General features: G+C 40.6%; 15 protein-coding genes. 12 read left to right on the top strand and 3 right to left on the bottom strand.

Going from position 1 to position 20,698, the window contains the following annotated elements:
* Positions 1-118: 118 nt before the first annotated feature.
* On the top strand, positions 119-1,123 hold the full coding sequence (locus tag F1644_RS22145) for a 6-bladed beta-propeller (protein WP_229782497.1): 1,005 nt from the start codon (positions 119-121) through the stop codon (positions 1,121-1,123).
* 2 nt (positions 1,124-1,125) lie between these two features.
* Here F1644_RS22145 and F1644_RS22140 read toward each other — a convergent pair whose 3' ends face one another.
* Both F1644_RS22140 and F1644_RS22135 read right to left on the bottom strand, forming a co-directional pair.
* Entirely contained in the window at positions 1,126-2,415 is a 1,290-nt protein-coding gene (locus tag F1644_RS22140; RefSeq protein WP_118302681.1) for an ATP-binding protein, read from the bottom strand.
* 99 nt (positions 2,416-2,514) lie between these two features.
* Positions 2,515-2,760, bottom strand: a complete 246-nt coding sequence (locus F1644_RS22135) for a hypothetical protein (protein WP_147344442.1) — start codon at positions 2,758-2,760, stop codon at positions 2,515-2,517.
* A 93-nt stretch (positions 2,761-2,853) separates the two neighbouring features.
* On the opposite strand from F1644_RS22135, the gene F1644_RS22775 reads away from it, so the two are divergent.
* The 11 genes from F1644_RS22775 to lepB all read left to right on the top strand — a co-directional run bounded on the left by F1644_RS22775 (position 2,854) and on the right by lepB (position 17,457).
* Positions 2,854-2,991: a Fic family protein gene (locus F1644_RS22775; RefSeq protein ID WP_368260997.1), complete on the top strand. Its 138-nt coding sequence runs from the start codon at positions 2,854-2,856 to the stop codon at positions 2,989-2,991.
* Positions 2,992-3,265: 274 nt separating this feature from the next.
* Positions 3,266-4,420: a 6-bladed beta-propeller gene (locus F1644_RS22130; RefSeq protein WP_158571818.1), complete on the top strand. Its 1,155-nt coding sequence runs from the start codon at positions 3,266-3,268 to the stop codon at positions 4,418-4,420.
* 42 nt (positions 4,421-4,462) lie between these two features.
* On the top strand, positions 4,463-5,644 hold the full coding sequence (locus tag F1644_RS22125) for a 6-bladed beta-propeller (protein WP_118302685.1): 1,182 nt from the start codon (positions 4,463-4,465) through the stop codon (positions 5,642-5,644).
* Between the two features lie 64 nt (positions 5,645-5,708).
* Positions 5,709-6,833: a 6-bladed beta-propeller gene (locus F1644_RS22120; RefSeq protein ID WP_158571817.1), complete on the top strand. Its 1,125-nt coding sequence runs from the start codon at positions 5,709-5,711 to the stop codon at positions 6,831-6,833.
* Positions 6,834-7,185: 352 nt separating this feature from the next.
* Positions 7,186-7,461 (top strand): NVEALA domain-containing protein, encoded by a 276-nt coding sequence (locus tag F1644_RS22115; protein ID WP_118302689.1) that lies wholly within the window; start codon positions 7,186-7,188, stop codon positions 7,459-7,461.
* 80 nt (positions 7,462-7,541) lie between these two features.
* Complete coding sequence (locus F1644_RS22110; protein WP_118302691.1) at positions 7,542-8,666, top strand: hypothetical protein; 1,125 nt, start codon at positions 7,542-7,544, stop codon at positions 8,664-8,666.
* 7 nt (positions 8,667-8,673) lie between these two features.
* Positions 8,674-9,099, top strand: a complete 426-nt coding sequence (locus tag F1644_RS22105) for a DUF1573 domain-containing protein (RefSeq protein WP_118302693.1) — start codon at positions 8,674-8,676, stop codon at positions 9,097-9,099.
* A 110-nt stretch (positions 9,100-9,209) separates the two neighbouring features.
* Positions 9,210-10,280 (top strand): efflux RND transporter periplasmic adaptor subunit, encoded by a 1,071-nt coding sequence (locus F1644_RS22100; protein ID WP_118302695.1) that lies wholly within the window; start codon positions 9,210-9,212, stop codon positions 10,278-10,280.
* Between the two features lie 37 nt (positions 10,281-10,317).
* Positions 10,318-13,548, top strand: coding sequence for an efflux RND transporter permease subunit (locus tag F1644_RS22095; RefSeq protein WP_087420030.1), 3,231 nt, complete (start codon positions 10,318-10,320; stop codon positions 13,546-13,548).
* Positions 13,549-13,564: 16 nt separating this feature from the next.
* The gene (locus tag F1644_RS22090) at positions 13,565-16,606 is read left to right on the top strand and encodes an efflux RND transporter permease subunit (protein ID WP_118302697.1); all 3,042 of its coding nucleotides are present in this window, start codon (positions 13,565-13,567) and stop codon (positions 16,604-16,606) included.
* Complete coding sequence (gene lepB / locus F1644_RS22085; RefSeq protein ID WP_118302699.1) at positions 16,603-17,457, top strand: signal peptidase I; 855 nt, start codon at positions 16,603-16,605, stop codon at positions 17,455-17,457. Before F1644_RS22090 ends, lepB begins: the two co-directional genes overlap by 4 nt.
* 237 nt (positions 17,458-17,694) lie before the next feature.
* On the opposite strand, the gene uvrA is transcribed toward lepB, so the two are convergent.
* Positions 17,695-20,538, bottom strand: a complete 2,844-nt coding sequence (gene uvrA / locus F1644_RS22080) for an excinuclease ABC subunit UvrA (RefSeq protein WP_118302701.1) — start codon at positions 20,536-20,538, stop codon at positions 17,695-17,697.
* Positions 20,539-20,698: the final 160 nt, after the last annotated feature.

Raw genomic sequence — 20,698 nt, 5'->3', positions numbered from 1 at the left:
ATGCCACGTGAGAAATGGTCGTAACTAAAAAAAGAAGAAGATGTTATTCCATAAATATTGCACTATACTCCTGTTATTATCCGTTATTATCTCTTGTAAATCAAACCCTTCACGAGAGATGGAGAATTCTATCATCTGGAAAGTTGACCCACACACCAAACTATCCTCCTACATTGATTCAGTAGAATATATCGCGTTGGAAACACATCCGGACGGCCTGTTTAACATGGTCGAAAAACTCGTTGTGCAGGATGATAAAATATTTATTCTCGATTTCCGAAACTGCAAGCAAGTATTTGTATTCGATACCACCGGAAAATTCCTATTCCCGGTAGGAGCCTTGGGACGAGCCCCCGGAGAATTTCTTGAAACCCGCAATTTCACTGTGGATTCAAACTACATTTATGTCATTGATAACTTTCAGGCACGTCTATTACTATATGACTTAAACGGAACTTACATTGAAACCAAACAATTACCGGGAGTCTTCTACGACATCGCCATTCTGGGAAATGGCGACTACATGTTTAGCTGGCAACCCCTAAAAGACCTGCCAGTAAAAAAAGAGAATAAAATCACCATTACAGATAAAAACATGAACGTGAAAAAGGAATTATTACCCGCAAATGAATCCGATTGCTGTAATTCTACCAAGTTATCTTTTTTCACGCAAAATGCTGAAAACATCATATACCATACACTCTTATCCGACACGATCTACCTACTTGACCGTCACGATGCTTTCACATTCTCAACCTTGACGATAGATTTTACCAATCATTCCATTCCCATGAAATGGAGACAAGACTATTCTAAAGTCACTGAAAACTATCAATACCTATACACAACACCTTTTGTTACTCCAAAATACATTCTCGGAACTAACGATTCCGAACCATATCTTATTGATCGGAAAAATAAAAAAGTCATTTTGAACAGTAGAGAAAAAGATGATTATTTCCTATTAGATCCGGACTTCGTGGCAGGAAACAAAGTTTTCTCCTACCTCTTAAACGACACATACCAAGCCATGATAAAAGACGGTATGAAAAGAGCCCCAAAAGAAATAGAAGAAAAACTGGAAAAGGACCATTATGTCCTGATCAAATACATTCTCAAATAACATTAATCCTTCAAACATCCCAATGGAATAATTTTTACTCCATCTTCCCTTGTATATGCCAGTTCACCACCCGTCAAAATAATTAAAAGATCAGGAAGTCTCAACGGCATTTGCGTTTCTTTCTTGTTTCTTTCTATGATGAGATTTTTTAATTCAAGTAAATGCTTGGCACCATCCTCAATTTCACGGCTACCAAGTTTACATTCAATTAAAGCATATCGCCCATCATCCAAATGAAGAACGGCATCAGCTTCTAAACCATATCGATCATGATAATACGAGAGAGTGCCCCCCATTGCTTGTGAATAGATTCTTAAATCACGCACACACATGCATTCATAAATGAACCCGAATGTCTTCAAGTCCAGTTCGAGACTTTGCGGAGATGCCCCCATCGCCGCAACCGCGATGGAAGGGTCTACAAAGCAACGTTTTTTTCCAGTTCTAATAACTGTTGCAGAACGAATAGCCGGACACCAAGCCTCAATATCTTCAATGACAAACAATTTCTCCAATGCCTCCACGTAATCATCAAATGTTTTGGTGGAAGTTCCTTCCATTTCAACAGAAACATCTGCTAACATACTCGTCTTTTTGGCTAATGTACACAAATTCCTTGAATAAGAACGCAGGATTAGTTTCGCCAGAGCAGGATTACGTTGAACTTTATCTACTTTGGAAATATCTTCGCTACAAATAACATCTATATAATCTCTAGCAATCAACAATTTAGCGGCCATACTCATATCATCCAAAGAAGCCGGCCATCCTCCTCGACAAGCTGCAAAAATAAGCTCCTCTATAGACAAGTTCGACACTATTCCATCAATATCCAACTCCTTATTGTCAAAGAGTTCCCTTAATGAAATTTTCCCATTAGATTCTTTTGATTCATAAAGGCTCATAGGATACATTGACATTTTAGATATACGCCCTGTACCCGTATGCATAATTTCATCATCATCAATCACTGTTGAACCCGTCAATATAAACTGCCCCCTCAATCGTCTTTCATCCACAGCATGGCGAACAGCATCCCATAAAACGGGTGCAACCTGCCACTCATCAATCAATCTAGGTGTTTCTCCTTTAAGTAAAAGAGAAGGCTTGGTACGTGCAGCCGCCAGATACCCCTCTCGCGTATCCGGATCCTGCATTTTTATCACACTTTTGGCCTGCATCTCCGCCGTGGTTGTTTTACCACACCACTTGGGACCTTTTATCTGAACCGCTCCAAAAGCTTCAAGGCGTAGTTTCAACAGATCGTCAGCAATTCGTTTCAAATATTCCATAAGACAGGATTTTATTTTAAGCAAAAGTAGCTCATTTTTTTATACTAACAAAACCATTTCGTGTTTTTGAGGTATTTTACTTCCGTTTTTTGAGGCATTTCACTTCGTGTTTTTGAGGCGTTTCACTTCGTGTTTTTGAGGTAGCAACACTAAAGATAGCTGGAATTCGTTCCGACGGAAACATCCTTCCTTTGCCCACGATGTCGGGTAGAACCATAACCGAGGTGTAACCCGCGTACAAAAGATGCTCAAAGAAAACGGCAACACTCCGGCAATTTTTGATGTCAACACAATCACCGCTTTCCGCATGAACGTTTCGGCAACCGATGAATCTGACTTAGTCAAAAATCAAAAAGTAACTAAGTCAATGACTAAGTCAAAAAATAAATCCATTGAAGAGAGAATGGGGCTGAATTCTAAGTCTCATCAGCAACAGAAATAGCAGAATATATTGGTTTCCAACATCGTAGTAATTTCAAAAAACGATATATAAACCCATTATTAGGTAATCGGCTACAAATGACTATACCAGATAAACCAACGAGCCGTTTTCAAAAATATAAATCCATTAGATAGGAACGAACGTAATGCGTATATGCTATGTTTTCACAGAATACGAATAAAATGCACACCCCATTTACAAAGAAACCTCTATAATTGAATTACGATAAAATTCTCATAATTTTATCATATTTCCTTTGATTTTTCCAGAATTTTTAGTATATATTTGAGGCATTATCCACTTGAGGAAAAGCGTGAGACACCTGTATTGTAACTACATGTTATTTTTACTCTTGAATACGTGAAACATTGGATAAAACTATATTAATTTTATATGAATTTATCACTTATGAAAAAAGTCGTCTTCATTATAATCACGTTCTTTTGTATTGTTGCATGTTCATCAAACAAAGGACAAGATAATCTCATCACAATTCCCATAGACCCGACATCTAGCCAATCTGTGGACTGGGAACAATTATTCGACACGGCATCCATGCAGGTAATTCCACTTGAAACAACAGATCAATCTTTATTAGCATGGGTAGATAGAGTGATAATAACAGACACATTGTATTCCTTTTCCTCTGACAATAGCATATATACATTTAATCAAAATGGAAAGTTTTTATTCAAAATAGCCCATCAAGGAAGAGGTCCCGGGGAATATCTTGTACTAGATGATTTCTACATAGATGAAGATAATCATTATTACATACTTGACAATAACAGTTTCAAAATCATAGAATATTCCCCCAAAGGAGAGTTTGTAGATGAAATAAATACAGGACTATTCGGTCTCGCATTCACAAAAATATCCAATGATTTATGGGCCATATATATCGGCTCATCAAAATCTCCTAGCTCCCACTGCCGTTTAAATTACTTTTCTAAACAAGAGAGAAAAATCATACATGAATTTATCGAGATTTCGGACAATGAATTAAACTGGAGGCATTTTAAAGACAACAATAACTTCATACCCAGGGATTCAAAAAATTTATTTTTTACCTATTCCCTAAATGATACTATCTATCAATTAACGGAAAAAGAACTCATTCCCTGTTATCGATTTGAGTGTGGAAAACATCAAATGCCACAAAAAATGCTAAAAGACTCATACAATGATGTTACCGATTTCATCGAAACTATAAAAAATCATGATTACGTGGCCCGTATTACCCCGGTATTCCTCACGAACAAAGAAATCATGTTCGGCTTTCAATATCAAGACAATTATCTACATTCGCTTTATCAATGTCATGCGACAACAATCATAAATCACTATCGGAATTTCCTCGGGATTCCCCACTTCTCTATTTCAACCCGCGATGCAATTTTTCCCTCCGGGTATCAAAACGATTATTTCTATTATCTGATCGACCCCGCCTTTATTCCCGACAAATTTAAAAATGCTTTCTGCCAAGCGCATAATTTGTCACAATTAGATGAAAATTCAAATCCCATATTAGTAAAAGTCAAACTATTCACAAGATACCCATAATAAGTTCATGGTTCTATTATCAACATTTTTAATTTCAACGACATGAAAGTCTTTTACTTTATCATCTGTATTCTTATTTTCTATCAATGCAAAAATACAAAGAATATACAAGAATATCCCACACTTAATGTAACTGTAGAAGGAGACTTTCAAGGCATACCGGCCGATTCTCTTTTCTCGTCTGTAACTTATATTCCACTGGAAACATCAAAACATTCATTGCTTGCAAGCATGAATAAAGTTCAGATTCATGACAGCACCATATATATACTGGATAAAAAGCAAGAAATCATTTTTGCCTTCGATTCAGATGGAAAATATAAAAATAAATTAGATAAACACGGTAGAGGCCGTGGGGAATATCTTTCACTAGATGACTTTTTCATCACGGATAGCATCATTTACATTCTAGCATCCGATCAACAGAAAATATCCGTTTACAATTCAAATTTCGAGTTCAATTTCGATTTTCCTATCGCTACACACGGAACATCAATTACATTTAGTAATGACAGTTTATTCATTTTTACAAATTACTGTTCTAAAGAATTAAAAAATTTCTATATATACAACAGATTTACAGGAGAGTATTTAGACAAATTCGGAGATTTCTCCCAAAAACAGTTAGGAGTTGCATATAAACAGATGACATTTGCCAACTACCGGAATTCCGTGTATTGCTTTTTCCCGTATGACTACTCGATCTACAAATGCCATGGGAAATTAGAAAAAGTCTGTAACATCAATTTTGGAAAAAGTTACATGTACCCATCCGATTTAAAAAATTATTCAGATGAAGAACGTACAAACTATATAACGCGATATGCTGATCCTCTTCAACAGCCCATCGGAAGAATAAATAATCTATTTATATGCGACAATTTTCTCTTTTTCAATTTCGTGAAAGGCATCTTTCCATACATTTATTTCAAACATGCGAAACAGGAAGTAGCTCACGTTGGAAGTATTATCCATTCTCATCAATTTCCACTAATAAACAATGATTTTGTCTATATAGATGAAAATACATATATCTGCTTTTGTCAAGCAGAATCCATACTTTCCCTTGAAGAAAAACCTCACAATTTACAGTCCGTAAAAATAGACGATAACCCAATTCTTGGATTATACAAACTAAAATGTTATGAGATTGTTTACTCAAATCTACTTCCTCATTGTAAATGGAGTGGTTATCAGGACGATTATTGTCCATGGGAAAATTAAATTTTGTTGAGGATGATTTCAAATCATCCTCAATCTCAAAATGCTCAATACTAAAAATAAATTCATGAAAACTATATTATTTATATCAACAATTACATTACTTCTATCCTGTTCTAATTCACAAAATTCGAATTCAACTATTTCTATAGATTTAGATGCATCTAAATCTATATCTATCAATAATATATTTTCTAAAATGGAAATTATTCCATTGGAAACAAATGAAAAATCCATAATACAAAATATAGATAAAATTATTGAATACCAATCATTTATTTACATTCTTGATAGACGACAAAAAGCTGTATTAATATTTGACAGTCATGGAAAATTTATTTCAAAAATAAATACGATCGGTAGAGCTCCTGACGAATTTTATCTACTTGAAGATATTGTAATCAACAGATTTGCAAATACATTAGAATGCCTAGACCCCATGGGAAAAATTTTAACATATAGTTTACAAGGGCAATACCAGTCATCAATCTATTTACCCCACCCTCCTATGGCATATCATTATCTACATATCTTAAATCAAGACTCCATATTACTATATACAAACCCAACAAAATATAATGATTACACGTTTAGAATTTTCTCTCGACAACAAGATACTTTCGTATCTCAATTCATGAAACAAAAGAAAATTATAAATGGAGAATGTAGGCAGCCGATACAAGTCTATAAAGATTCAATCTATTTTACACAAGCATTTTCTAATGAAATATACAAAATCTCCAATGATACACTTTTACCAGCTTATCAATGGGATTTCGGAAAATATACATACAACTTATCAAAAATGAAATTTCCAGATTTAACAAATCCAGAAGAACAAATAAAATTTTACAAAGAAGTTATGTATTCTTCAAAAATACCATACACACTCGGATTTAATAGTCAAAACGATCGATATTTATTTTGTTCTTTATTTATGAAAAATAAAATTTTAAATATCCTTTACGATAAGACTACAAAAAGAAAAGTTGTATTTTCAAAATCAAAAGAAGATATAGGACTTTATCCTTTATACATGGATAATAATAAAATTATAGGTATAACTGATGAAACATTAGTTCCACTAGAACCTTTGGAAAATACTCAAAATATAGAAATAATAAAGAAAGAAATAATCTACACTTTAACAGATTATTCAAATCCGATTCTTATAAAATATATTTTCAAATAAAACCCTCTATTGAAAATTCTCATAATTCTATCATATTTCCTTTGATTTTTCCAGAATTTTTAGTATATATTTGAGGCATTGCTTTTACAGCTAAAAGATATAAGCAAATTTATAAATCCGAGAGTAAAGGCGATGCCGGGAAAGTCCATCGCAAAATGATCCCGACAATCGCCTGCCCTCTCCTAAACAATGAAAGGAGGTGAGACGAAGATAGAAAATTTCGAAAACTAAAACGAATTATATCTTCAATAATAAAAGAACTACATAAAAAATTAGAGACATATGTCATCTCTCAAGTTGAAAAGATACATACTTGAAAAAGACAATATCATTACTCCAAAAAAGAATAAATATGAAGAAAAAAATTTTAAGCATAAGTGCAATTTTTGCAACAGGGATTCTTATGTCTCTTATCTTAAATTACAAAGTAGAAAAAAATCATTCTAAACATCTATTTAACTTTGACAATATTGAGGCATTAGCTCGCGGAGAAGCGCCCGATGGTGATCACGTTGTCTGTCGTTGTTCAAGAATGACATCAGGAAGTTGTGCCGCCAATAACATGAGTAACGTATGCGGTGGTGGAGAAAACTATGATTGTTCTTTGCGTAATACTAGTTGTAATTAAGTCAAAAAATAACAATCAATATTTAACAAAGGAATAAGTTCAGTAAGTGGACTTATTCCCTTTAAAAATCTATATTTCCAATGAAAATTATACCAATACTAATTATTATTTTCCTATGTTCCTGTCAACAAGAGGATACAAACATATTTCCATTACCTCAAAATCATAGAAATATTCAATATCACCATCTTGATTTAGATACTCTAATTATGGAACATATTGAATCTTCTTATTTAGGTCTATCAGGAATAACCATTAATAATGAAATATATTTCATGGATACATATTATTGCTATTTCTTTAAATTTGATACGCTCGGCCATTTCAAAAATCGTTACCTTGGTCAAGGTCGCGCCCCCAATGAAGTCCCTGTAAGAAAAATTGCAGGCTGTGCCCCACTACCTAATAAAGGCTTATTTTTACTTGGATTTCAACTAGATCATTACATTTATGATTCAACATTTAATATCCAGAATTTGTTTTTTCTTAAAAGAAATGAAAGTAGCGATATAACAAAAACTTCAGCAATATATACACATCAATATGACCGATTAGTATGTAGGTATTATAAAGATAATATTTATTTTAACATGTATTCTGAACATCCTAATTTAGATTATATCGAACAAACAGATCGCTATATGAAAAAATGTAGGCACATCTCCGAAGTAAACATAGAAAAAGGAAAAGACGGGAGAATGTTAGGAGGAGGGTATCCTGAAATTTATCAACAAAACCCTCTAAAATATTTAATATTTTCTGGTGTCAACTTTGATATAGACCAACAAGGGAACTTCTATGTTTCATATGAAGCAGATTCTTTAATTTATAAATATGACTTCAAATATAATCCTATTTTATCATTTGGCTATTCTGGAAACAATATAAATACAAATTATAAAAAGATTCACAGCTATAAAGAATGCCGAAAATTCTATTATGACGAACGTGAGACTAAAGGTTATTATGGTTGGCTACAGTATATTAACGAAACAAACATATTATTCCGTTCATACTCAAAAGGGGACAAAGAGTCCACGGATGGATTACAAATCTATAAAAATTCAACATTATTAGGAGATATTGATGTACCCAAAAACTTTAAAATCATCGGATATATTAAACCTTATTATTATACTCAAGCAATAATCGAAGAAGAAGAAGAAAGAATAATTATATATCGATTTAAATTAAATAACCTATAAAGCTATCATGAAACTCTCAATATCCTATATCATCATATTAATGCAATGCTATTTTTTATGCTCATGTGATCATATTCAAAAAAAACAAATCACAACAAATTCTCAAGAGTCAATCCCTATATCAAATTTAAAATGGAAAAACAAGATTTATGATTTTCAAAAAGTTAGACAAGATACAATTATCACTGCCCGTTATACATTTTATAATACGGGTGATAAAGATTTGATAATACAATATGTCAATCCTGATTGCAATTGTACAACCTATCAATTATCAAAAAAAATGATTCCAGTAAACGATTCAGCATATATAGAATTGAGTTTAAACACGAAAAACAAAATAGGTAAACAACACCTTTACACAACAATTAAAGCAAACACGAAAGCTCAAATGTATAAATTAATTCTTAAAGGGTATGTTGAACATCATTAATATTAAAATTGCCTTTAAAAATTCTCATAATTTTATCATATTTCCATTCTTATTTCCAGAAAGTTTTCCCCAACTTTGAAAAATAATAAAGGATCGAAAATGTTTGTTATATGTATTATAGATTTATACTACCACTGACCCTCCTACTGTTGGCGTGCAACGGGAAAGAGAAACAGAAAGAAGAGAACGAGGATGAGCAATATGCCAAAATCGAACAACAAGACGAGAAGACGATCGTGAAAGTGCAGGTGGCACGGGAAGATCGGTTTAACTTGGAATTAGTGAGTAACGGGAAAGCCGAGGCGAATCGGAAAGCGGCTCTTAATTTCGAGGTGGCTGATGTCGTGAGAAAGGTGAACGTGAAAAACGGGGATCGGGTAAAAAAAGGGGATATTATTGCAGAAGTTGACGACGAAAAGGCCACGTTTGCACTGGAAGACGCTCGTTTGTCCTTACAGAAAGCCTTCCTCGATTTAAAACTGGCCATCATAAATGAAGGATTCAAAACATTGGATGACACCGTACAACTCCCCCCGCGACGCAAAGAAGCCATGTACTTGCAATGCGGCTACACGTCCAGCGTGAAAGCCTTCGAAAAAGCGCAAAAAGAGTATACCCTCGTAAAAACCAGAGCCCCTTTTGACGGGATTATCGCTGATCTTGAGGCCAAACCCTATAACCAAACCTCCGCCTATAAATCTTTATGCACGCTCATTGACGATTCGAAAATGGAAGTCGTGTTCAACGTGCTGGAAACCGAAATCGGAAATCTCCACTCCGGCATGGAGGTCGAAATAACTCCTTACGCTAATCACGAATATACCCTAACCGGAAAGATCATCGAAGTAAATCCCCGCATCGACGAAAATGGCATGGTTAAAGTGAAAGCTATCACGGATAACCACCAAGGGCTGTTGATAGACGGAATGAACGTGAGTATACTGATCAAACGACAAATCGATCACAAGATCATCATCCCCAAATCAGCCGTTCTTCCCCGACAAGGCAAAAAAGTCGTATTCGTCTGTCAAAAAGGAAAAGCAATATGGCGATACGTCACCACGGGATACGAGAACAGCATGGAAGTCAGCGTGGAAGAAGGCATCTCCCCCGGCGACACGGTAATTTACGAGAATAATCTTGGGTTGTCGCACATGAACACGGTGATAATTGAAAATTGAAAATCTAAAATCATAAATCATCAAATCTAAAATTAACATGCGTTTATCAGCTTTTTCGATTAACACGATATTTGTTGTCATGATGATTCTGGGGATCAGCTTGGTGCCGAGGTTGTCATTGCAATTGGAACCTTCGTCGAGGTCGAACAAGTTGAACGTCTCGTTTTCATGGACCAATGCTAACCCGGAATTATTAGAAACAGAAGTCACCACGAAACTGGAAGGAGCATTTGCCCGGATTCGGGGATTGAACGAGATACATTCCACCACGGGGAACGGTTACGGTGCCATCGAGTTGACCATTGACCCGAAAGAAAATATTGATGCCGTGAAATTGTACCTGTCCTCGATTATCCGTTCTGTCGCACCGGGCTTACCGGAGGATGTCCGTGTTTCGGGTGTCAGTGGCGGGGAAATACATGACGGACGGGTACAGGAAACAGAACGCCACCTATTGATGACATACGTGTTGACTGGTCCGGGCAACTCGAAAGAAGTGGGGAGTTTCGCGGAAGACCGGATCGTCCCGGTTATTTCCACCATGCCGGGAGTAGAAAGCATGAACGTAACCGGGATCGTCCCGTTCGAGTGGGTGATGCAATACGACCGGGAACTATTTGCCGACATCGGTCTCTCGGCAAACGATATATCCAACGCCGTTTCGGAATATTATTTCCGGAAAGACGGTGGAAAAATTCTCACGGAAACCGTCCCCGAAAAGAAATACTCGTACCTCGTGTTTAAAGGGAATTCGGATGATGACAAAACAGACATCATGAACCTGCCGATCAAGGTGATTAACGGTAAAATCATTTACCTGCACAATATCGTGACTCTGGATTACCAGGAAAGTGATCCCGGATCATATTACCGCATTAACGGGCTGAACCGGATAAACCTGAATGTATATGCCGAGAAGAACGCGAACATGATCGAACTCGCCGGACGGGTCAAAACAGAGATGGCACAACTGACGGAAAGTTTCCCGGCAAATTACTCGGTCAAACTCATCCGGGACAACAGCACCGAAATCAAAGACGAGTTGTCACAAATCCTCAACCGTACGGGAGTGACCATTCTGATCCTGCTCCTTTTCGTGTACCTCGTGAGCCGGGACTTCCGTTACCTCGGTATTATCAGCATCTGCCTGCTTGCCAACTTATCTATCGCCCTTGTGTTCTATTATTTTTTCAAAATAGAACTCCATCTTTACACGTTGGCAGGAATCACCGTGTCATTCGGTATCATCATTGACAGCGTGATCGTGATGACCGATCATTATCGCCATTTCCACAACCGCAAAGCCTTCCTCGCCGTACTGGCCGCCACGTTGACCACCGTGGGAGCGTTAACGGTGATTTTCAACATGGATAACAACATCATGAGAAACATGTGGGACTTTTCTGCCGTGATCATCATAAACCTAGGGGTGTCTCTTGCCGTGGCCCTCTTTTTCGTCCCGGCACTCATGGAAAAAATTCCGCTAAAACCACAAAATAGTAAACGCAAGATTCATCGCCGGAAACGAATTGTCCGTTTCAACAGAAGATACCTGCGTTTCGCTCGTTTCGCGAGGAAATATAAAAAAATCGCCATCATCATCACGATTCTCGGTTTCGGCCTTCCCGTGTTCCTACTCCCGTCAAGCGTGGATCGGGACAAATGGTACAGCTCGGCCTACAACACAGTTTTCGGCAGCGAAACCTATCTCACGATCAAACCCTATATCGACAAGACCTTGGGCGGGGCACTCCGTCTGTTCATGGAAGGAGGCGGTGACGCGTGGCTACAAAGCCGGAAAGCCGCGGAAAGCCAAAAAACACGGTTGACTTTAACCATGAGTATGCCACATGGGTCCACGATCAAACAGATGAACGAAGCTTTTGAAAAGTTGGAGAATTTTCTTTCCGGATTCGAATCGATTGCCACATTTACCTCCGACGTGTCATCAGCAAATCGAGGTGAAATGGCGATCACGTTCAAGGAAGAACACGAGAAAGACGGCTCCCCGGAACAGGTGAAAAACGAGCTGATACGCTTTGCCAACACGATCGGGAACGGGGACTCGGAAGTAAACGGCGTGGGACGGGGGTTCTCGAACCGGACAAGTGACGAGTTCCGGAGTGAAAGTATCAAAGTGATCGGTTACAATTACCGCAAGGTCCTGCAATACGCCGATATATTGAAACAACGTCTGGAAAAGAATATCCGGGTCAAGAAACTATACATCGGTAGCGACCGTTCGCCAAAAGCCAAAGCGTTCGCCGTGGAGGTCGATAAAGAAAAGCTGGCTCGCAACAATTCGAATATTAACAACCTGCTAGGTAATTTACACTCGTTGACCTATTCCGGCACCTCATCCACCCGGGCATACATAAATGACGAATACACCACGATTGACATCCGACCGGAGAAGAAAGTGGAGGCCAGCGTGTGGGACGTGAGGAATCGCCCCTTGCGGGGAGATAAATCGGTGTTCCGCTTGGAAGACGTGGGAGACATCACGGAAGAAAAGAATTTCGAGAACATCACAAAAAGAAATCAAGAGTACGAAGTTGAGGTTCAATACGATTTTATCGGGGCCTACCGCCTGTCGGAGAAGGTGAAAGAGCGAGAAATGAAAGCCATGAACCAGATGATGCCCGTGGGTTTCCGGGTGAAAGAAAGCAACGATTGGAAAAACTACTGGCAGAGAGACATCGGGGGAATTGATGCCCGCATACTTTATATATTGCTGGTCATCGGGATCATCTATTTTATTTGTGCTATCTTGTTGGAATCCTTGCGTCAGGCCGCTATCGTGATCTGTATCACACCCATCTCGTTTATCGGTTGTTTCCTAGGAGGCTATTTCTTCGGGGTCGGGTTCGACGAAGGTTGTCTGGCAGCCTTTATCCTGTTAAGCGGACTATCGGTGAATGCCGTGCTTTACATCCTGAATGATTACAACATCAAAGTCCGGGAAGGCGCTCCCCGGGGAATACAAACCTACATGAAAGCCTATAACGCCAAGATTATCCCGATCTTCCTGACGATAGCCTCGACCCTGCTGGGATTTATCCCCTTCCTGATCGGGGACATCAATCCCTTCTGGAAAAGTCTGGCCATCGGAACGATGAGCGGGTTAACCTTCTCACTCCCGGTTTTGATAATTTATTTACCGATGACATTCCGTTCGCCCGTAGCGAGTCACAAGTTAACAGGTTGCAAGTTACAGGTCAAGAAAAAGTGGTGGTTTGTGCGGCGAAATTTAAAATCTAAAATTTAAAATCTAAAATTAATCCATGGTCAAGTTTTTATTACAACGTCCGGTAGCAGTCATCATGAGTACGATAGCCTTTATCGTACTGGGAATCGTGGCCTCTTTTCGATTACCCGTGTCACTTATGCCGGAAATTGATATTCCGGAGATCACCGTACATTATACTTGGGACAACGCTTCGATCAACGAGGTGGAAAACACGCTCACGTCCGGACTACGGGGACAGTTACAACAAATTCCAAAACTGACGGAAATACAATCGGAATCCAAGGAAGGAAGCGGGCTGATCACGATGAAATTCGAGTACGGGACTTCACTGGATTACGCCTTTATCGAAGTCAACCAGAAAGTGGATGCCAGCGTGAACGGGTTCCCGAAAGAGGTGCAACGCCCGACGATCATCAAAGCCTCCACCTCCGACCTACCCGTGTTTTACATCAACATCAACCTGAAAGAAAACGATTCGGAGGAGAAATTCTTGGAATTTTGTGAATTCACGGATGCCGTACTGAAAAAAAGACTGGAACAGTTACCGGATGTCGCCATGGTAGATATTAGCGGGATGTACTCCCCCGAACTATATATATTCCCGGACGAGGCCAAGTTGAGAAGTTTGAAAATCACGCAGGATCAGCTAAAATCAGCCATAGACAATAATAACCAAGTTTCCGGAAGCCTCTCCGTGAAAGACGGGTACTACCAATACAGTATCAGTTTTGCCTCACAGATCACCTCCCCGGAAGAGCTGGAAAACGTTTACCTGAATATCAACGGCAGACTTCTGCAAATCAAGGATGTCGCCCGTACTGGTATCCGTCCGAGAGAAAAAAGAGGCATATTCTTTAACGGTGACAAACAATCCCTCTGCTTGGCCGTGATCAAACAATCCAATGCCCGGATGTCGGAAATGAAAGAAAAGGTCACGGGGCTACTTGACCAATTTCGGGAAGAATACCCGGACGTGGAATTTTCCGTTTCCCGGGATCAGGCACAATTACTGAATTACTCGATTGACAATCTGGTACAGAGCCTCTGGCAAGGAATTTTACTGGCCATCGTGGCCATGCTGTTCTTCCTGCAAGATGCCCGGTCACCCGTAATCATCGCGATCAGTATTCCCGTTTCGGTCGTGATCAGTATGTTATTTTTCCAGCTAATCGGAATCTCGATCAACACGATTTCACTATCCGGGTTAATACTGGGAGTCGGGATGATGGTGGATAACTCCATCATCACCATTGACAACATCAACCAACACCGGATGAGGGGGAAATCCCTGTTCCAAGCCTGTCTGGACGGGACAAACGAGATCATCACACCCCTCCTTTCCTCGGTACTGACCACCTGCGCCATATTTGTCCCGTTAATCTTCATGAGCGGTATTGCCGGAGCCTTGTTTTACGATCAGGCGATGGCCGTGGCAATCGGCCTGTTCGTTTCGCTGGCCGTTTCGATCACGATCGTCCCGGTCGTATTCCACCTGTTATTCATGTATGCCAAAGAAGGAAAAGCGACTCGCTTTATCCAACGAATCAGTTTCAAGCATCTGGATGATTACTACACGAATATATTTCATTTTATCTTTCATCACAAATTGATCGTCATGATCGGTTGTCTCGCGGTTCTTGTGCTGGGTTTCGTGTTAGCCTTTCAACTACGACTGGAACGTATGCCGACAATCGATACGAATGAGATAATCCTACGGGTAGATTGGAATTCCAGTATTCATATAGATGAAAACGAACACCGGGTAGAAGATATTATCAAACGATTTAGCGATAAATGCGAAGAAATCAGCTGTCACGCGGGAGAAAAGATGTTCTTCCTGAACCGGGAAAAGAACCAGAACATCAACGAGGCGGAATTTTATATACGTACCCTCCACGCCGAAGAACTGGAAAAGGTGATCTCTTCCATCCGGGAACACGTCAAAGCAAATTTCCCGATGGCAAAGGTCGATATCGCCAAAGTGGACAACCTGTTCGAACAACTGTTTAAGGACAACGACGTCCCATTGGTCGTGTACCTTAGCGGGGAATCCCGCCGGGGCGGTCCGGAACTGGATAGCGTGAACACGTTCATCGAATATCTTGATTCGCTCATGCCGACCTTACAATTGGATAAACCTTCAACGTCCGAACGCATCGTGGTCGAAATACTACCGGACAGGCTGGCCCTCTACAAAGTCAGTCAAGGTACCTTGATTAACGTGCTGGAAAAGAATATCAGTAAAATGAATATCGGGAAACTAAACACGGGTAGCCGGTATGTCCCGATCGTGATCACGGGAGAAGAAAAAACGATTCTGGACATCATCCGTTCCTCTTTCGTGAGTAATAACGATCAACTGGATATTCCCGTCTCGGCCCTGACCCGAATGGAAAAGAAACTGGATTACAAGAGTATCATCGGACGTAAAGAAGGGGTGGTCGTCCCGCTAAACGTCTATCACGTTGGTGATTCCACGGAACAAATCATACAGACCATAAAGACGGAAGCCGGAAACCGGAACTTAAACACCACGTTTGACGGACAATATTTTTCCGGTCAAGAAACCCTTTGGGAGATGGTCGTCGTGGTAATCGTGGCCATCCTCATGCTATATTTTATCCTTGCCGCACAATTTGAATCGTTGACCCTGCCGATAATCCTTCTCGTCGAAATCCCGCTGGACGTGGCTTTCACGATACTTATCCTGTGGCTATCCGGGATTTCCCTCAATTTGATGTCCATGATCGGTATCGTGGTGATGAGTGGTATCGTGATCAACGATTCGATCCTTAAAATTGACACGATCATACGTTTGCAACGATCGGGGCTTGCACTGGAAGACGCAATTCACGAAGGCGGGGTACGGCGATTAAAACCCATCCTGATGACCAGCTTGACCACGATTTTCGCCCTCGTCCCCATGCTGTGGGGAAATGACATCGGGACCCAGTTACAGCGCCCCATGTCGATCACGCTTATCGCCGGAATGACGGTCGGAACCTTCGTCAGTTTATTCATCATTCCCTTGTTTTATTACTATTTAGAACGTATTTTTATCTCAAGAAAAAAATGAAGAAAGTAATTAAATCCATATTCCAGTACGTGGGAGCCATCCTGCTGGCCATCGTGATTGCCGCCCTGTTGCGCTTTTTTATCGTGGACTTTTACAGCATCCCTTCCGACTCGATGTACCCGACGATCGAACCGGGAGATTTTATCGTGGTGAACAAAATGTACATGGGAGCCCGCTTTTACAAAAACTTCGATTTCTTGGACGGCGCACACCCGGAAACCGTGCGGGTACCGGGGTTCTCTTCACTGAAACGCAATGATGTGATCGTTTTCAACTTTCCCACGCACACGAACGGTCGCTGGGATATGGATTTAGGAACATTTTACGTGAAACGCTGTATCGCCCTTCCCGGAGACACGTTATCAATCATCACCGGAATCAATCATATCAACGGCAAAACCGGCTATGGGAACGTGGAAGAGCAACAACGCCTGCACCATTACCGCGGAGAATATGCCCCGGGAATTTACAACGCTTTTCCCTTCGATTACTGGCATCGCTGGAACATCCAAGATTTCGGCCCCCTGTACCTTCCCGCCGCGGGAGCCACGATCACCATTGACACGTTAAACTTTTCGCTATACCGCCACTTGATCGCTTACGAAACCCAAGCACCCGTACACTCACAAGATCGCCAACTCTACATCCGTGACTCCTCGATCCGTGAATACACGTTCCAAAAAAACTGGTACTTCGTAGCCGGAGACCAAATCTTCAACTCTAGGGATTCCCGATATATCGGTCCCATCCCCGAAGACTTTATCGTGGGCAAAGCCTCGTTCGTCCTCACGTCAAAAGATCCACACACGAAAAAATACGTGTGGCGACGCTTTTTCAAGAAAATAAAATGAGGATGTGTCAAAAGGTATTTTATCCTCAAAAAAACTCCTCCGTCACTTCGTGCCACCTCTTTCTTCCCCTGCCTGAGGGGAAGTACCCCGAAGGGGGGATGGGGAGGGAGAACAGAGGATGAGTTGGTGATTTATCCCGAATACAGGGAGTATTTCAGCTCTCCCTCTGTTTATAGAGGGAGCACCCCGAAGGGGGGAGGGAGTTTGAAAAATACCTTTTGTCCCCCCTCTATAAACTTATTTTTTTATCCCCAACTCCTCCCGCAAGAAAGGAGCCGTCACGGATTTTTTATTCCGAGCAACTTCTTCCGGGGTTCCGGTACAAACGACAGTTCCCCCCATTTTACCACCACCGGGTCCCATATCAATAAGATAATCGGCCACTTTTATCACGTCTAGGTTATGCTCGATGACAATCACAGTATTCCCTTTATCAACCAGCTTTTGTAGCACTCCCAACAATATATTTATATCCTCAAAATGTAGTCCGGTTGTAGGTTCATCCAGTATATATAGCGTACTCCCGGTATCTTTCTTCGAAAGTTCGGTAGCCAATTTAATGCGCTGGGATTCTCCCCCGCTTAACGTGGTACAAGGTTGTCCGATCTTGATATACCCCAACCCGACATCCTGTAACATCTTCAATTTGGATTGCAGGTGAGGCAGATTCTCAAAAAACTCTACCGCCTGATTGATCGTCAGGTTCAACACGTCACCGATGGACTTTCCTTTATAGCGAACCTCCAAGGTCTCTTTGTTGTAACGTTTACCATCACAAGCCTCACAATGCACGTAAACATCCGGAAGGAAATTCATCTCGATGGTCTTCACTCCCGCACCTTTACAAACCTCACAACGTCCTCCGCTCACGTTAAAGGAAAAACGTCCGGCCGTGTATCCCCGGATTTGTGATTCCGGTAACTTTTCAAATATCTTCCGAATATCGGTAAACAATCCCGTGTAAGTTGCCGGATTGGAACGAGGGCTTTTACCTAACGGGCTTTGATCCACCACCACGACCTTATCAATTTCAGTCATCCCTTCTATCGATTTATAAGGTAACGGTGCAGCCAAAGCATTATAAAAATAAGCACTCAATATCGGATGCAAAGTCCCGTTGACCAAAGAAGATTTTCCACTTCCGCTCACCCCGGTCACGCAAATCAATTTCCCCAGAGGAAAATCGACACTCACATTTTTAAGATTATTTCCGGTACATCCTTTCAGGGAAATCTTCTTTCCATTCCCTGCACGACGTTCCGCCGGGATAGCGATGACCTTCTCCCCTTTCAGGTACTGTGCCGTCAGACTATCACTTTTCAGAATATCGGAATACCCCCCGATAGCCGTGATCTCCCCTCCTTTTCTTCCCGCCTTGGGTCCCAGGTCCACGATATAATCGGCATTCTCCATCATCTCCTTGTCATGCTCCACCACGATCACCGAGTTACCGTTATCCCGCAATTCCTGCAAAGAATGAATCAACTTTCGGTTATCCTTCTGGTGCAACCCAATACTCGGTTCATCCAATATATAAAGGACGTTTACCAACTGTGAACCGATCTGTGTTGCCAGACGAATACGCTGAGACTCCCCTCCCGATAATGTCATGGACTGACGATTCAAAGCCAGATACTCCAACCCGACATCAAGCATAAACTTTAGGCGAGTCCGGATCTCTTTCAAAATCTCTCCCGCAATCTGTTTCTGTTTATCCTCTAAATGTTCCTCCACGTTACCGATCCACTCGTACAAATCAGATAACTCCATATTCGCCAATTCAGAAATATTCTTCCCGTTAATATAGAAATGCAGAGCCTCTTGGTTCAACCGTTGACCGTTACACACGTCACAGGTTGTCACGGAAATAAACTGTTCCGCCCATTTATTCGCTTTCTTGGAAGTCGAATTTTCCTCCTGCATGGTGACATACTTCAATATTCCCTCGTACGTCGTGAGGAAATTGGATGATACCCCGATCTCCGCATTCTCCAAACGGAATTGTCCCGGATAACCATACAGAATATCTGTCAAAGCCTCTTCGGGTAGGTCCCGAATCGGTTGTTTTATATCGGCACCATGTTTTCTCAGAATTGTTTCGATCTGGTAGAAAATAAGAGAAGCCTTATATTTTCCAAGGGGCAGGATTCCCCCGGCATGAATAGATAATGAATTATCCGGAATAATCTTTTCCATCGCCACCTCGTTGACAAATCCCAATCCCTTACATTTCTTACAAGCCCCGTGAGGCGAGTTGAAAGAAAAGGTATGCGGGGCCGGATCTTTATAAGAAAGCCCGGTATCCGGACACATCAAATGGCGGCTATAATATTTAATCTCGTCAGATTCGTAATCTTTTACCATCATCACACCCTTGCCGTGTTTCATGGCAGTACCCACGGAATTTTTTAAGCGTTTCAGATCAGCCTGATCCATGACAATCTTGTCCACCACGATTTCGATATCGTGCATCTTATAACGATCAACACTCATCCCGATCGTTATCTCCCGCAACTCTCCATCTACCCGTGCCGAAATAAAACCATTCTTCCGTAAATTCTCGAATAACTCCCGGTAGTGTCCTTTACGTCCTTTTACCACGGGAGCCAACAACAATACACGCCGTCCGGCAAAATCACGCTGCAACAATTCCAATATCTGTTCATCCGTATACTTTACCATCTTACTACCCGTGGCGTATGAGTAAGCAACACCCGCACGGGCATAAAGCAAACGCAAAAAGTCATAGATCTCAGTGGTCGTACCGACCGTAGAACGAGGATTTTTATTCGTGGTTTTCTGTTCAATTGAAATCACAGGACTTAACCCGGTAATCTTATCCACATCCGGACGTTCCATACCTCCCAGAAAACGACGGGCATATGCGGAAAAAGTTTCCAGATACCGACGCTGCCCCTCGGCATATATCGTATCAAAAGCCAAGGATGATTTTCCACTCCCGCTTAACCCGGTAATCACCGTCAACTTATCCCGTGGAATCGTCAGGTCTATATTTTTCAGATTATGCTCTCTGGCACCAAATATGGCTATATTGTTATCTTCTTCTTCTCTGTACTCCATGAATTCCTATTCCTTAAAAATCAACTTACAAAGATAGGGAAACTATTTCGAATGGAAGAAAAATTTATGATTTATGATTTACAATTTACGAATAAAAAGTGTAAACTTGATACCGTAAAAATCTAAAATCAGTAAATCTAAAATTCATGGAGTAATGTGT

Source organism: Butyricimonas paravirosa (genome assembly GCF_032878955.1).
Classification (GTDB): Bacteria; Bacteroidota; Bacteroidia; order Bacteroidales; family Marinifilaceae; genus Butyricimonas; species Butyricimonas paravirosa.
The sequence above is the reverse complement of the archived record's forward strand: the minus strand, read 5'-3'. Positions and strand labels throughout refer to the sequence as shown.

Bases quoted from the DNA above. Each gene is read 5' to 3' on its own strand.
- F1644_RS22145 (WP_229782497.1), top strand. From the start codon at position 119: ATGGAGAATTCTATCATCTGGAAAGTTGACCCACACACCAAACTATCC.
- F1644_RS22140 (WP_118302681.1), bottom strand. From the start codon at position 2,415: ATGGAATATTTGAAACGAATTGCTGACGATCTGTTGAAACTACGCCTT.
- F1644_RS22130 (WP_158571818.1), top strand. From the start codon at position 3,266: ATGAAAAAAGTCGTCTTCATTATAATCACGTTCTTTTGTATTGTTGCA.
- F1644_RS22125 (WP_118302685.1), top strand. From the start codon at position 4,463: ATGAAAGTCTTTTACTTTATCATCTGTATTCTTATTTTCTATCAATGC.
- F1644_RS22120 (WP_158571817.1), top strand. From the start codon at position 5,709: ATGAAAACTATATTATTTATATCAACAATTACATTACTTCTATCCTGT.
- F1644_RS22115 (WP_118302689.1), top strand. From the start codon at position 7,186: ATGAAGAAAAAAATTTTAAGCATAAGTGCAATTTTTGCAACAGGGATT.
- F1644_RS22110 (WP_118302691.1), top strand. From the start codon at position 7,542: ATGAAAATTATACCAATACTAATTATTATTTTCCTATGTTCCTGTCAA.
- F1644_RS22105 (WP_118302693.1), top strand. From the start codon at position 8,674: ATGAAACTCTCAATATCCTATATCATCATATTAATGCAATGCTATTTT.
- F1644_RS22100 (WP_118302695.1), top strand. From the start codon at position 9,210: ATGTATTATAGATTTATACTACCACTGACCCTCCTACTGTTGGCGTGC.
- F1644_RS22095 (WP_087420030.1), top strand. From the start codon at position 10,318: ATGCGTTTATCAGCTTTTTCGATTAACACGATATTTGTTGTCATGATG.
- F1644_RS22090 (WP_118302697.1), top strand. From the start codon at position 13,565: ATGGTCAAGTTTTTATTACAACGTCCGGTAGCAGTCATCATGAGTACG.
- lepB (WP_118302699.1), top strand. From the start codon at position 16,603: ATGAAGAAAGTAATTAAATCCATATTCCAGTACGTGGGAGCCATCCTG.
- uvrA (WP_118302701.1), bottom strand. From the start codon at position 20,538: ATGGAGTACAGAGAAGAAGAAGATAACAATATAGCCATATTTGGTGCC.